Annotated in this window: 13 protein-coding genes; 6 read left to right on the forward strand and 7 right to left on the reverse strand. The window is 72.7% G+C overall.

Going from position 1 to position 13,929, the window contains the following annotated elements:
• The coding region (locus IM767_RS20705) for a hypothetical protein (protein WP_242061422.1) at positions 1–279 on the reverse strand (279 nt) is incomplete at its 3' end.
• Between the two features lie 6 nt (positions 280–285).
• On the opposite strand from IM767_RS20705, the gene IM767_RS21145 reads away from it, so the two are divergent.
• Positions 286–1,314 (forward strand): SbcC/MukB-like Walker B domain-containing protein, encoded by a 1,029-nt coding sequence (locus tag IM767_RS21145; protein ID WP_339327384.1) that lies wholly within the window; start codon positions 286–288, stop codon positions 1,312–1,314.
• Positions 1,315–1,323: 9 nt separating this feature from the next.
• A complete protein-coding gene (locus IM767_RS04855; protein WP_109211423.1) occupies positions 1,324–1,503 on the forward strand; it encodes a hypothetical protein in 180 nt (59 codons plus the stop codon).
• 1 nt (position 1,504) lies between these two features.
• On the opposite strand, the gene IM767_RS04860 is transcribed toward IM767_RS04855, so the two are convergent.
• On the reverse strand, positions 1,505–2,062 hold the full coding sequence (locus IM767_RS04860; RefSeq protein WP_109211422.1) for a phosphorylase family protein: 558 nt from the start codon (positions 2,060–2,062) through the stop codon (positions 1,505–1,507).
• A 121-nt stretch (positions 2,063–2,183) separates the two neighbouring features.
• Here IM767_RS04860 and IM767_RS04865 point away from each other — a divergent pair, with 121 nt between their 5' ends.
• On the forward strand, positions 2,184–3,722 hold the full coding sequence (locus IM767_RS04865) for an MFS transporter (RefSeq protein ID WP_239453427.1): 1,539 nt from the start codon (positions 2,184–2,186) through the stop codon (positions 3,720–3,722).
• Here IM767_RS04865 and IM767_RS04870 read toward each other — a convergent pair.
• The 4 genes from IM767_RS04870 to IM767_RS20980 form a co-directional block, all read right to left on the reverse strand.
• Positions 3,694–5,184, reverse strand: a complete 1,491-nt coding sequence (locus IM767_RS04870) for a lipase maturation factor family protein (protein ID WP_109211420.1) — start codon at positions 5,182–5,184, stop codon at positions 3,694–3,696. The genes IM767_RS04865 and IM767_RS04870 overlap by 29 nt on opposite strands.
• A 117-nt stretch (positions 5,185–5,301) precedes the next feature.
• Positions 5,302–6,768 carry a phytoene desaturase family protein gene (locus IM767_RS04875; RefSeq protein ID WP_109211419.1) on the reverse strand — a complete coding sequence of 489 codons (1,467 nt, stop codon included), beginning with the start codon at positions 6,766–6,768 and terminating at the stop codon, positions 5,302–5,304.
• 98 nt (positions 6,769–6,866) lie between these two features.
• Positions 6,867–7,523: a response regulator transcription factor gene (locus IM767_RS04880; protein ID WP_109211418.1), complete on the reverse strand. Its 657-nt coding sequence runs from the start codon at positions 7,521–7,523 to the stop codon at positions 6,867–6,869.
• 9 nt (positions 7,524–7,532) lie between these two features.
• Positions 7,533–9,035: a sensor histidine kinase gene (locus tag IM767_RS20980; RefSeq protein ID WP_109211417.1), complete on the reverse strand. Its 1,503-nt coding sequence runs from the start codon at positions 9,033–9,035 to the stop codon at positions 7,533–7,535.
• Positions 9,036–9,125: 90 nt separating this feature from the next.
• Between IM767_RS20980 and IM767_RS04890 the strand changes: the two genes are divergently transcribed.
• From IM767_RS04890 to IM767_RS04900, 3 genes are all read left to right on the forward strand, one after another.
• Positions 9,126–10,295: a phosphotransferase gene (locus IM767_RS04890; RefSeq protein WP_162564355.1), complete on the forward strand. Its 1,170-nt coding sequence runs from the start codon at positions 9,126–9,128 to the stop codon at positions 10,293–10,295.
• A gap of 110 nt (positions 10,296–10,405) precedes the next feature.
• Positions 10,406–10,834 (forward strand): hypothetical protein, encoded by a 429-nt coding sequence (locus IM767_RS04895; RefSeq protein WP_194398817.1) that lies wholly within the window; start codon positions 10,406–10,408, stop codon positions 10,832–10,834.
• 160 nt (positions 10,835–10,994) lie between these two features.
• A complete protein-coding gene (locus tag IM767_RS04900; RefSeq protein ID WP_109211414.1) occupies positions 10,995–11,573 on the forward strand; it encodes a hypothetical protein in 579 nt (192 codons plus the stop codon).
• Positions 11,574–11,618: 45 nt separating this feature from the next.
• Here IM767_RS04900 and IM767_RS04905 read toward each other — a convergent pair whose 3' ends face one another.
• A complete protein-coding gene (locus IM767_RS04905) occupies positions 11,619–13,697 on the reverse strand; it encodes an NAD(+) synthase (RefSeq protein ID WP_109211413.1) in 2,079 nt (692 codons plus the stop codon).
• Between the last annotated feature and the right edge of the window lie 232 nt (positions 13,698–13,929).

Below are 13,929 nucleotides of genomic sequence, written 5' to 3' on the forward strand. Positions count from 1 at the left end.
GCGGGGGGGGCGCGGCTGGGGGCGGGCGGCCTTGGCGCGCGCCCCCGCGCCGTCCTCCTCCTCGGTGGCGGTGGTCTCTTCGGTGGTCGCGGCCTTCGGGTCCTTGACGGCGGCGCCCTCGCGGAGCGGCGCGCGGGGCTCGTGGCGCTCGACGCCGAGGCGGAGGCGTCGCGGGCCGAACTGGCCGAACAGGCAGGCGCCGCACGATCGCGGATCGCGTCGCTCGCTGCCACCGTCGACGCGGCGCGGCAGGCGGTCGAGGCCGCGCGCGGCGATCACGCCAGCGTGGCCGACCGCGTCGCCGCCGTCACCGGCGTCCGCGACGCCGCGCGTGCCGCGCTGGAAGCCCGGGCCGAGGCCCGCCGCGCCGAGGAGCAGGCCGCACAGGCGCGCACGGAGGCGGACGCGCGGATCGCGGCATCCGTCTTCGACAGTGCCGAGGAGGCGACAGCCGCCCTCATGCCGGCAGACCGTGTCGAGGTGGTCGCGCAGCGGGTGTCGACGCACGACGCCCAGCTCGCTGCCACGCGGGCGCGCATGCTCGAGCTCGAGCTGCAGCTGGCGGGAGCACCGGACGAGCCCGCCGACGCGGCGGCGTCGCAGGCGGTCCTCGAGGCCGCCGACACGGCGCGCACGGTCGCCCTCCGCGCCGAGCGCGACGCGCACACGCTGGTCGCGTCGCTGCGCGACCTCTCGATGCAGATCGACGACGCGTATGCGGGTGTGGCGGCGCGCGCCGCCGACGCCGCCGTCATCACGCGCCTCGCCGATACCGTGGCCGGTCGCGCCCCCAACACGATGAAGATGGACCTCGAGACGTTCGTGCTGGCCGCCGAGCTCGAAGAGATCGTGGCCGCGGCGAACCTGCGGCTGGGCGACATGTCGTCCGGGCGCTACCGCCTGCAGCACACCGACGCGCGCGCGGCCCGGGGCGCCGCCTCTGGCCTGGGCCTGGAGATCATGGACGCCTTCACCGGGCAGGCCCGGCCGGCGCACTCGCTGTCCGGCGGCGAGACGTTCCTCGCCTCGCTCGCGCTGGCTCTAGGACTGGCCGAGGTCGTCACCTCCCGCGCCGGCGGCGTACGGCTCGACACGCTCTTCGTCGACGAGGGATTCGGCTCGCTCGACGACGAGACGCTCGATCTCGCCATGCGCACACTTGACGAGCTCCGCCAGGGCGGACGCACTGTCGGCGTGATCAGCCACGTCGCGGCCATGAAGGAACAGCTGCCCGCGCAGCTCGCGGTGGAGTCTACGCCGGAGGGCCCGAGCGTGGTCCGGCAGGGCGCGGGCGTCTCCGCCGGCGCCGCCTAGGCTGGAACGGTGAAGAAGGGCACTCTCTGGACCATCCTCGGCGTCATTGCGGCGGTTGTGATCGCGTGGTTCCTGGTGGACGTGCTGTTCTCACTGCTGTGGTTCATCGGCAAGCTCGTGATCGTCGCCATCGTCGCCGTCATCGTCTTCGTCGTGCTGCGCAGCCTGTTCGCCCGGGACCGGGACTGAGTCAGACGCCGTAGTCGGCGCGGACGCGGTCGCGCAGCTGATGGCTGCAGGCGGTCACCGCCGCGTGCCAGTCGGTGATGGCGCCGTCCTGGGCGCGGTCCGACACGGCCTTCAGCACGCGGATCGGCACGCCGAACTGCTGCGCCACCCAGATGTACGCGTAGGTCTCCATGTCGACGAGACCGGCGCCGAGCGGACGGATCACGGCCACCGCCTCCGCGTCGTCGACGAAGTGGTCACCGGTCGCGATGACGACGCCGTCGGCCTGAAGCTCCACCAGGGGCGGCAGCGACACGTGCTGGCCGACGATGCCGTCGATGTCGGTGACGTCGTGCTGGAGCGCACCCGAGATCTCATAGACGGATGCGTCGAGCCGCGCGTCGATGGCGCCTGCCGTGCCGACCACCACGATCTCGTCGTAGGAGGCGGCATCCAGCGCCCGGGTCAGTGCATACGTGGCCTGGAGCTTGCCGGGACCGGTGACGAGGCGGTCGAAGCCGGGCAGCGGCTCGGGGAAGGCGACAAGCTCGGAGGCGAGGGCGGCGACGAGGAGTCTCACCTCTCCATCATCCCCCGGTTCCTCCCGCGCGGATTCCGAGGCCTCCAGAACCGCCGCAGCCGCGACATGTTCCCGCCCCGGACGGGCCGTGCCCCCGCGGGACCGCAGTAGCCTGGGCTGGATGCCTGAGTCCGAGCCGAGACCGATGAAGACCTCGAGCACGGCCCGGGTCGTGCCGGCCACGACAGCCGTCATCCCGATCTCGCCGGCTGCGCGGTGGCGCGCCTTCTGGGTGTGCGTGTCGGTCGCAGCGATCACGATCCTCGACATGACGAAGGTCAACGTGGCCCTGCCGTCGATCGGCGAAGTGCTGGACGCGGGATCGACCGAGCTGCAGCTGATCGTGTCGGGCTTCGTGCTCACGTTCGGGCTCGTGCTGGTGCCGATGGGCCGTCTCGGCGACCAGCGCTCGCGACGCACCCTGTTCGTGGTCGGTCTCTCGCTCTACACCGTCACGAGCGTCGTCTGCGCGCTGGCGCCCACCGCCGCCGTGCTGCTGGTGGGGCGGCTGCTGCAGGGCGTGGCCGCGGGCATCCAGATGCCGCAGGTGCTGGGCATGGCACAGGAGCTCTTCCAGGGCAAGGAGCGCGCCCGGGCGTTCGGGCTGTTCGGCGCGACGATCGGCATCGCGACCGCCTTCGGCCCCACGATCGGCGGGCTCCTCATCGCACTCGGCGGGCCGACGGACGGATGGCGGCTCATCTTCTGGATGAACGTGCCACTCTGCCTGGCCGCCATCGGCCTCGCGCTGTGGCTGCTGCCCGACACCCGCACCCGCTCGCAACGGCCCGTGCAGCTCGACCCGATCGGCGTGCTGCTGTTCGGCGCCAGCATCGTCTCGCTGATGTGGCCCTTCCTCTTCACCACCGGGGCGCCCACCGACAACCCCGCTCGCTGGTGGCTGCTCGTCGCATTCGCCCTGTTCGTGTCGGCGTTCATCGCCTGGGAGCGCCGGTATGCCAGGCGCGGGCGCAACCCGCTCATTCCGCTCGGCCTCTTCCGCATCTCGTCGTACCGCAACGGCACGCTGCTGCAGACGGCGTACTTCACGGCCGCGCCCGCGATGTTCCTCACCACGACGCTGTTCCTGCAGATCGGCCTGGGCCTGGAGCCCGTGTACGCCGGCATGGTCTCGATCGGGTTCGCGCTGGCCAGCGCCGTCACCTCGTGGGTCGGCGGCAACCTCGTGAGCACGCACGGGCGCGTCGTCGTGGTGTGGGGACTCGCGGGCGTGCTCGTCAGCGTGATCGGCCTCGTGCTCGCGGCGCTGTACACCGATCCCGCGTGGACGCCGTACATCGCCGCAGCCGTCATGACGCTGGGCGGCGCGGGCGGCGGGCTCGTGATCGCCCCGAACCAGGCGCTCACCCTCGGCGACATCCCGGTCAAGCAGGGCGGCCTGGCGGGCTCCGTGGGGCAGCTCGGCCAGCGCGTCGGCGCCGCCGTGGGCACCGCGGTCGCCCTGTCGCTGTTCTACGCCACGATCTACCGCGAGTCCGGCACGCACGACAGCCTGGTCGTCTACCAAGACGCATATGCGTTCGGGATGCTGTCGGTCGGGATCTTCCTCAGCCTCGCGTTCATCGTCGCCATCGTCGACCTCACGGCGCGGCGCGCACGCGGCCGCGACGTCAGCGGCGAAGAGCCACGGGTCCCATGACCGCGCGACGGCGGTCGCGCACCCACCGCGCGCGGGACGTGCGGAACTCCGCGCGCGTGCTGAAGCGATAGCGGTACGACACCGCGCGCACCCACCGCGGCCGCTGCCCCTCGAAAGGATCGCGCGCGAGCAGTCGCAGGGTGGGGGCATCCGCCTCCAGGAGGCGCACCAGGAACGCCGTGAACCAGTCCTCGAGCGACCGTCCGAGCGGCAGGAACCACATCAGCCAGTCGAGCCGCAGGTGGTACGGCGCGAACTGGCGCGGCACGCGCCGCACGTCGCCGGGCTTTCCTTTGAACGAGTACTCGCGCCAGGTCGCGGCATCCGGATCCTCGTCCATCGTGCCCTCGACGACGATCTCGATCCGCTCCTTCGTCACCGTGCCGAACGCGCCGTACGCGTTGGCGAGCTGCCACCGGTTGAACGCCGCGTTCATGAGCTGGCGCCTTGCGAACAGGTTCTGCAGCGGCCACCAGCTCAGCACGAGGTAGAGCGCGCCGACCGCGGACGTGACGACGACCCAGTACAGCGGGATCCCGTCGACGATCGACGGCGCCCCCTCGACAGACGCGGGGACCGATCCCTCAGCCTGACGAAGGGGCAGGCCGATCGCCGAGAACGCCAGGACGATCGTCATCCAGTTGAGCCACGCGAAGTTGCCGGTCATGACGAGCCAGACCTGCGTCGCGATGACGACCGCCGCGGCGACGGCCCCGATGATCGCGGGCACGGGACCGGGCACGACGAGGCCGAGCAGCGGGACGAAGAGGAACCACGGCACCACGAGCTGCGCGAAGTGGTTGCCGAGCACCTCGCCCCGGTGGAACCAGCGGGGGAGGAGGTGCGCCTGTCGGCTCAGCGGCCCCGGCATGGGCTGCGTCTCGTGGTGGTACGTCAGCGCGGTGAGGTCGCGCCATTCCCGACCGCCGCGGATCTTGATCATGCCCGCGCCGAACTCGAGCCTGAACACGAGCCACCAGAACAGCACGACGACGACGGTGGACGGCGGCTGGTCGTCCGACCCGAGGAATGCCGCGAGGAATCCCGCCTCGAGGAGCAGCATCTCCCATCCGAAGCCGTAGAAGGTCTGCCCGATGCTCGTGACCGACATGTATCCGAGCCACAGTACGAGGAAGCACACCATCGGCACCCACGGGGGAGCCAGCTGCGGGATGCCGGCCACCAGCGCCGCGCCGACCGTGATGCCCACCCCGCACAGCACGACGAGCCGGCGATCCGTGTAGCGCACGTACCGGAACAGCGTCGGGCGGAGGAGCCGGCGACCTCGCTTCGACGTGTGCGCCCACTCCAGCAGCTCCGGTGCGGGCAGCAGGCCGTGCTCGCCGAGCAGTGGACGGAACTGGTTCAGCGTCGAGATGAAGGCGACCACGAACAGCGCCGCGATGCCCCGTTGCAGCACCTGCCGGGCGAACTCGAAATCGACAGCCGCGAACCCGTCCATCAGCCTGTCTCCCCGACGGGGTGAGAGGCAACTCCTCCGAACAGACGCCGGCCCGGCGGATTCGCGCCGCCAGGCCGACGCCCGGCAACGCTCTGGAGTCGCAGCCCGGGGCGCATGTCAGCTCCCGAAGAGGTCCTCGAGCTCGAGGCGCTCGCCGCGACGGCGGTCGCGGAGCGCCTGCCGCGCGGCGAGCCAGCCCGGCATGCCGCTGACGCCCGGCCCGGGCGGTGTCGCGGCCGAGGCGAGATAGACGCCGCGCAGCGGCGTGCGCCATGGAGTGCGCGAGAGGACAGGCCGGCGGAACGCCTGCGCGAGCGTGAAAGCGCCCCCGAGGATGTCGCCGCCGATGTCGGCCGGATTCTCCGCGGCGCGCTGGGCCGCGGTCGTGGCGTGGCTCGCGAGGATGTGACGACGGAAGCCCGGCGCGAAGCGCTCGATCTGCCGCACGATCGCCTGCGTCGGATCGGACGTCGAGCCGGCCGGGACGTGGATGTACGTCCACAGCACGTGCTTGCCCTCGGGCGCGCGCGTGCCGTCGAGCACGCTCGGCTGCACGACCAGCACGTACGGCCGCTCGGTCGTGCCGCCGCGCGCCACCGCGTTCTCGCTCGCCTCGATCTCCTCACGCGTCCCGCCGAGGTGGACGGTCGGGGCCAGCGCCACCTCCGGGTGCGCCCACGGCACCGGGCCGTCCAGCGCGAAGTCGACCTTGGCGGCCGCCTGCCCGTACCGGTAGTGCCGCACGGCATGCGCGTAGCGCGCCGGCAGCCGCGGGTGCGTGAGCAGCAGCCGCGGCGTGGTGTTCAGCAGCAGGAGGTCGCCGGCATCCGGGTCCCCCCAGTCCAGCCCGTCCAGCGTGTCTACGCGGACCCCCGTCTCGACGACCCCGCCGTGGGCGTGGAGGTCGGCGACGAGGGCGTCGGCGATGGCCTGGGAACCGCCGCGCGGAAAGGCCCAGCCGTCGGCCGAGTGCGCGTGCGCGGCGAGGAAGAGCCCCGAGGCGGCGGCGCCGACCGAGGGCAGCGGCGTGTTCGCATGCGCCAGCACGCCTGCCAGCAGCGCGTTCGCCTCCTCGGTGGCGAACGTGTCGCGCCCCAGACGCGTCCCGAGCCGCAGCGTGCGCAGCCCGAATCGTGCGGCGGTGATCGGATGCCGCGGCCACCGCAGCAGCTGCGATCCGGTGAAGTCGACCACCCCGCCCAGGCGACTGCTGAGGGGCCGCAGCAGCGCACGCCACGCGGGCCCGTCGGCGCCGAGGCCGTCGGCGGTGCGCTCCAGGTCACGCCACGCGATCGCGGCCCGGCCGCCGTCGAGCGGCTGTGCGTACGATGCGAGCGGGTGGATCCAGCCCACCCGCTCGTGGATGCCGAACGCGCGGAGGAACGGCGACGACAGCGCCGCGGGGTGCACCGCGGAGCACACGTCGTGCCGGAAGCCCGGAAGCGTGAGGTTCGCGGTGCGGACGCCGCCACCGGCGACCGAGGCGGCTTCGAGCACCCGCACCTCGAAGCCCGCGCGCGCGAGCGCGACCGCCGCGGACAGCCCGTTCGGCCCGCTGCCGATCACCGTCGCGCGCCTGGCCATGCCTCATCCTTTCCGGCGCGCCCCGGTCGCGGCAGGGGGTTGACGGGCCGCCGGAAGCCGCAGATCCGCTCGAGCGCGGGACGGCCCCCCGGCGGGCGTCAGACCAGCCGGTATCCCACGCCGCGCACCGTCTCGATGCGGCCGGGTCCGAGCTTCTGGCGGAGGTAGCCGACGTAGACGTCGGCGACGTTGGAGCCGGGGTCGAAGTCGTAGCCCCACACGCGGCTCAGCAGCTGCTCACGGCTGAGTACCTGGCCCGCGTTGCGCACGAGCTCCTCCGCGAGCGCGAATTCTCGTGCCGACAACTCGACGGCGGTCGTCCCGAGGTGTGCGCGCCGCGTGCGGATGTCGAGGGTGAGGTCGCGGTGGGTGAGCTGTGCGCCGCCGACGGTCTCGTCGCGCCGCATGCGCAGGCGGATCCGGGCGAGCAGCTCGTCGAACCGGAACGGCTTGCCCAGGTAGTCGTCGGCGCCGCCCTCGAGGCCCGCGACGGTGTCGTGCAGCTCGACGCGGGCGGTGAGCATGATCACCGGCATCCGCGATCCCGACCCGCGCAGGTTCTCGAGCACCGCGAACCCGTCCATCCCGGGAAGGTTGACGTCGAGCACGAGCAGGTCGAACTCGCCGCTGAGCGCGAGGTCGAGCGCGTCCGGTCCGGTCGTGGCGACGCGCGTGGCGAAGCCCGCCGACCGCAGGCCCTTGTCGATGAACCCAGAGATGCGCGCCTCGTCATCGGCGATCAGGATGGATGCCACGGGTACCCCTCAATCGGCTGCCAGGTCGGTGGTGGGCAGCGGCGGCCGAGGCGGAACGACGAGACCCGCCGGCACGGACTGGCGCGCCGCGGTGAGCGGCAGCCAGAGCGTGAAGACCGCGCCGCCGCCGGGAGCATCCTCGACGCGCGCCCCGCCGCCGTGCGCGCGGGCGATCACCTGGACGATGTTCAGGCCCAGGCCGCTGCCGGAGCGGCCGTCGGCGTCCGCGCCCCGCACGAACCGGTCGAACACGTGCGCCCGGGCGTCGGGCGGGACCCCCGGGCCGAAGTCGCGCACCGAGATCTCGAGCGCGTCCGCGGCGACGGCGCTGGAGATCACCATGCGCCCGCCGCCGTGCGTCACCGCGTTCTGCGCGAGCTGCAGCACCGCCTGGGTGACGCGGCCAGGGTCGAGTGCCGTCACGACTTCGGCGATCGGGCCGGGCTCGATCCCCGCGCCCTCGATGCCCTGCGCCTTGCGCACGATCTGCTGCACGAGGTCGGCGGCGTCGACGGCGACCGGCTTCACCGGTGCCGGGCCGTGCAGGGCCGCGGCCGACGCGAGATCCTGCACCAGCTGTGCCATACGCGCGAGCTCGTCGACCGCCAGGTCGCGGGTCTCGCGCACATCTCGCGGGTCGTCGGGGTCGACGACGTCGAGGTAGCCGCTCACGATGGTGATGGGGGTCTTCAGCTCGTGCCCGACGTCGCTCAGGAGCCGGCGCTGCGAGTCGAGCGCCTCGTCGAGCCGGTCGAGCATGTCGTTCATGGTGGCCGCGAGCTCCGAGACGTCGTCGCGGCCGACGATCGGGAGGCGCTCCGACAGCGACTGCGCAGACACGCGCTCGGCCGTCTCGCGCATCTGGCGGAGCGGGCGCAGAAGTCGTGTGGTGACGAGCGCCGCGACCGCCGCGATGACCAGAAGCGTGAGCGCCGAGGCGATCGCCCACACCCGGGCGGCCTCGTTGATCTCGGCGAGCTCGGCCTCGATGTCGTACGCGATGACGAACAGGCCCGCGTCCTCAGGTGCATCGCCGACGGTGATGGGGGCGCCGAGGTAGCGCCACGTGACGCCTTGCTCGGCGTACGTGCCGATCACCGGCTCGCCCTCCTGCGTCCCCGCCACCACGTGCGGCACGAAGCCGTCGACCGCGAGCAGGTCGACGTCGAGCGGGACACCGGGCACGAGGGCGGGAGCGCCGTCGATGACCCCGATCGTGCCCGTGTTGTCGTCCGGCGCTGCGCGCTGGACGACGACCGCGAGCGCCTGCGCGGTCGAGTCCCAGGTTCCGGTGTCGTCGTCGCCCCGCTCGACGAGGTAGCCGGCCGATTCGAGGTTGGCCTCGAGAAGCTGATCCACCTGCTGCAGGATGCGTCCGCGTTCCTCGAGATACACGACGAAGCCCACCGCGAGCATGCCGATCGCCGAGACGATCGTGATGACGGCGATCAGCCGCGTCCGCACCGAGAGCGCCGGAAGTCGGCGTTTCGGGGCGTGCGCGGGATCGTCCACTCTTCCAGTATTCCCGCGAGGGGATGCCGCGCCCCACACCATAAGAGAGGTCTCATGCCCTGCGGCCCGCGGCCGTGCTGGGATCGAAGGATGCACGCGCCCCCCGCCCCACCCGAGGCCGACATGCTCCGGGACGCTCTCGAGCTCGCCCCCGACGCCGGGGTGCGTCTTGTCAGTCGCGAGCCGCTGGGCTCGGGGTCCGTCACCGGATTCGAGGTGACGGACCCCCGCGCGACCGCGGAGCCGGGCAGCCCCGCGACCGGCGTGACGTACTTCGTCGACACGTCGCGGCGGGCGGTCGAGCGCGAGACCGGGTTCGCGACGGGACCGTCCGATGCGCCGGACGCGCGCGTGTGGCTGCACCCGGCCGATCCTCATCTCCCCGCGCTGGCGCCCGTGGCGTTCGCCGACGCCGCGAGTGTGCTGCTGGCCCGCCTCGGCCTCGCCCCGTCCGGCCGGCCGGTCTTCGTCGCCTATCGACCGGGGCGCCGGGGCGTCGTCCGCGTGCCGACCGCCACCGGCGACGCGTGGATCAAGGTGCTGCCGCCCTCGAGGACCGCGCAGATCGTGGGCGTCCACTCCGCGTTCCTGCATGCCGGCATCCCGCTGCCTGCGATCCACGGCTGGTCGCGGGATGGCCTCCTCGTGCTCGCACCGGCCGCAGGCGCGCCGGTCGCCGAGGCTCTCGACGATGCGGAGGCGCTCCTGGACGAGGTCGACGCCCTGCGTGGCCGCGTTGCCGCCGTCGCCGTGACCCACGAGGCGCGGACCGGCCTGAAGCGCCGCCTCGACTGGTACGCCAGCCGGCTGGGGGAGTACGACGCGGCGTTCGGCGCGCTCGAGCGCCGCGTCAGGGCGGCCTGGCGGGAGGCGGCCCCGACGACGGTGATCCACGGCGACCTGCACTTCGGGCAGCTGTTCCAGGACGACGACGGCCGGCTCACCGGCGTCATCGACGTCGACACCGCCGGCGTCGGCGTCCCGGCCGACGACACCGCGGCCTTCCTCGCGCACGCCGTCGCCAGCGCGGTGCTCACGCCGGCGCCGCGCGACGGAGAGGTCTGGGCGCTCGCGCGCGCCGCCTTGCGCCGGTGGGACGACGAGGCGGGCCGGGCACAGGGGTTCCGCGCGCGCGCCGCGACGCACCTCCTCGGCCACGCGCTCGGTGCCGCCGAGATGCGGGACGACGAGCGGGCCGCCGCACTGCTGCGGGCGGCGGCATCCGTCATCGACCAGCCCGCCGACACCCTCGGCCCCTAAGAGCCGTCTCATCCGCGACTTCGAAGCGGCTTAGCCGCCGTCGCCACGATGGAATCACCGCCGGGGCCCTCGTCCCCCCGGAGCCCCGGCGGTTTCGAGAGGAGAAAGACATGATGAGCAAGAAGAAGTGGATCGGGTTCGGAGTCGCCGGCGCCGTCGGGCTGACGCTCGTGGGCGGCGCGGCTGCGGCGACGGCCGCGACGATGAACCTGCAGACCTCCGACGGCACGGTGATCCCGGGCGGTGCGCTCGTCGGGCCGCAGGGCAAGACGATCGACCCGGCGGGCGTCACGCTCCGTGTCACCGACACGTCGGCGTCGGTGGTCACCGCGGTCTCGCCCGCGCCGTCGCCTGCCGTGCCGTCGCCCGCGACCGCGGCCTCGCCGGTCTCGCCGGTCACCGCGGTGAGCGCCGCCACGCCCGTCTCGCCGCCGCCCCCGGCGCCGGCACCCGCCGCGCCTGCGCCTGCCCCGGCCCCGGCCCCGGCAGCCGACTCGCCCGCGTCGGCGGGTTCGGTCGCCTCGGCCTGGTCGGACTGAGCCCGACAGAAGGGAGAGGGCGGAGCCTGCGGGCTCCGCCCTCTCTCGCGTGCCGCCCCGGTCGTGTCCGAGCTTCAGCTGCGGCCGCGTGTGGGCTTTCTCACCGGCCGGGCCCGGGACAGGATGGAGGGGCGGACGGCCCGCGGAGATGAGGTGGATCATGCAATCGGTGCTTCTCGAGACTCCGGCGGGGATCACGGCGCGGCTCGGGTGGGAGCCGAAGCTCTCGGACCACGACCGCAAGCGCGTGCTCGCGAAGGAGATCGTCGCCTCCAAGCTCGGCGTCGACGTCAAAGACGTCCGTGTCGAGCGCGAGGCCCCGCGAACGTTCGGATTCCACACCCAGCTCATCGCCGAGGTCGCCGGTCAGGAGGTGCCCCTGAAGATCCGGAACGTCAACTTCCGGGCAGCCACCGTGGTCGCAGTCACCGATCCCGACGTCTCGCTCGGTCTCGATCTGCGCGACTCGCACCCCGACGACGCCGAGCTGCACCTCATGAAGCGGCACTCGCACCTCTTCGACGAGAACGACCTCGGCAAGCTCCTCGCGCACTGGACCCGCGTGCAGGCCGTGCGCGACGCCGACGGCCGCGGCGCGCGCGTCGCCGCCGACCACGTGCGGCTCGACAGCCCGCTGACCCGTGGCTGGATCCCCGACCGCAAGGTGTACTACCAGCTGGCCGACCTGTCGCGCGACAGCTGGATCATCACGCTGGCCTACACGCAGCCGCCCGCCTGACGCGGACGGCGGGGACGGATGCCGCGGGCCGCGGCATCCGTCTTCCTACTCCTCGACCAGCTCCGGCAGGGCGGCCTTGAGCTCGGCCAGCCACGCCCGTGCGTTGCCGTCGGACGGTGCGCGCCAGTCGCCGCGCGGCGACAGGGAGCCGGCCGGCGACACCTTCGGGCCGTTGGGGATCGCGGAGCGCTTGAACTGCGCGAACGCGAAATAGCGCTTGAGGAACACCTGCAGCCACTTCGCGACCGTCGGCAGGTCGTAGGCGTAGCGGTCCTCGGCGGGGAAGCCGGGAGGCCAGGCTCCGGCATCCGCGTCCTTCCACGCCTCCGCGGCGAGGTAGGCGATCTTCGACGGCCGGAAGCCGAACCGCAGCACGTGGTACAGCGCGAAGTCGTGGAGGGCGTACGGGCCGATGCGGTCCTCGGTCGACTGCATCTTGCCGTCCTGGCCTGCGGGGACCAGCTCGGGCGAGATCTCGGTGTCGAGCACGGACTGCAGCACCGCGCGGGCGTCGTCGCTGAGATCGGTGGACCCGCCCTCGTGGCCGCGGTGCGAGATCACCCAGCGGATGACGTGCTGGATGAGGGTCTTCGGCACGCCGGCATTCACGGCGTAGTGGCTCATGTGGTCGCCGACGCCGTAGGTCGCCCAGCCGAGTGCGAGCTCCGAAAGATCGGACGTGCCGATGACCATGCCGCCGTGGTGATTCGCGAGGCGGAAGAGGTAGTCGGTGCGCAGACCCGCCTGCACGTTCTCGAAGGTGATGTCGTGCACCGGCTCGCCGTCGGCGAACGGGTGACCGAGGCGCTCGAGCATCTCGATCGCGAGCGGCCGGATGTCGATCGTCTCGATCGAGGCGCCGATGGACTCCGCAAGGGCGATGGCGTTCGACTTCGTGTGGTCGCTGGTCGCGAACCCCGGCATCGTGTACGCGAGGATGTCGCTGCGCGGCCGGCCCATCAGGTCCATGGCCCGCGCCACGACCAGCAGCGCGTGAGTCGAGTCGAGGCCGCCGCTGACGCCGATGACGGGCTTCGGGCCGCCGATCGAGCGCATGCGCTGGACGAGTCCCGACACCTGGATGTTGAACGCCTCGTAGCAGTCCTGCGCGAGCCGCTCGGGGTCGTCCGGCACGAACGGGAACCGGTCGAGCGTGCGGCGCAGCCCCACGTCGGTCTGCGGCGGGTCGAGCCGGAAGTGCACGGTGCGGAAGGCGGCATCCGCCCCCGTCGCCCGGCGGTTGTCGTCGAACGTGCCCTGCCGGAGCCGGTCCTGGCGCAGGCGGTCGAGGTCGACATCGGCGACGGAGCGGCGCGGCCCGTCGGGGAACCGCTCGGTCTCGGCGAGCAGGTTGCCGCCCTCGTACACCATCGTCTGGCCGTCCCACGACAGGTCGTTCGTGGACTCGCCCTGGCCCGCCGCCGCGTAGACGTAGGCGGCGAGGCACCGCAGCGACTGCGACTGGCAGAGGTCCTTGCGGTCTTCGGCGCGCGCGATCGTGATCGGGCTGCCGCTCAGGTTGAGGAGCACCGTCGCCCCGGCGAGGGCGGCGCTGGAGGACGGCGGGATCGGCACCCAGACGTCCTCGCAGATCTCCGCGTGCACGACGAGGCCGGGGACGTCGAGCGACTCGAAGAGCAGGTCGGGGCCGAAGGGCGCCTCGAGCTCGCCGACGCGGATGTCCTGGTCGCCCTGGTCGTCGCCGGGCGCGAACCAGCGGCGCTCGTAGAACTCGCGGTAGTTGGGCAGATACGCCTTCGGCGCGACGCCGAGCAGCTCGCCGCGGTGAATGACCACGGCGCAGTTGTAGAGCCGGTTGCGGTGGCGCAGCGGGGCGCCGACGACGAGGACCGGGACGAGATCGACGGATGCCTCGACCAGCCGCTCGACCGCGGCGACGACGGCGTCGAGCACCGGGTCCTGCAGGAAGAGGTCGTCGATCGCGTAGCCGGTGAGGCACAGCTCCGGGAAGACCGCGACGGCGACCGCGTCGGCGTCGCACTCGCGGGCAGCCTCGAGGACCGCGTCGGCGTTGGCGGCCGGGTCGGCGATCGAGACCGGGATCGTGCAGGCCGCGACGCGGGCGAACCCGTGCCGGTACGCGCTCTCGAAGGGGAGGCTCATGGGCTCCAGTCTGTCAGGTGCCCCGCCGGCGCTGTCGAGGGGTTGCGCGGACCTGCCGTCTCCCGCCCGACCCACCCCTTTCTCGCCGAGCCCACCCCTTCTCACCGAACCCACACTCTCTCGCCGACCCCACCACTTCCGCCGACCCCGCACCTTCTTGCCGAACCCACCACATTTCGCCGAACCCACCCTTTCTCGCCGAACCCACCCTTTCTCGCCGAACCCACACCTT

It is taken from the genome of Microbacterium ureisolvens (genome assembly GCF_015278315.1).
Lineage (GTDB): Bacteria > Actinomycetota > Actinomycetes > Actinomycetales > Microbacteriaceae > Microbacterium > Microbacterium ureisolvens.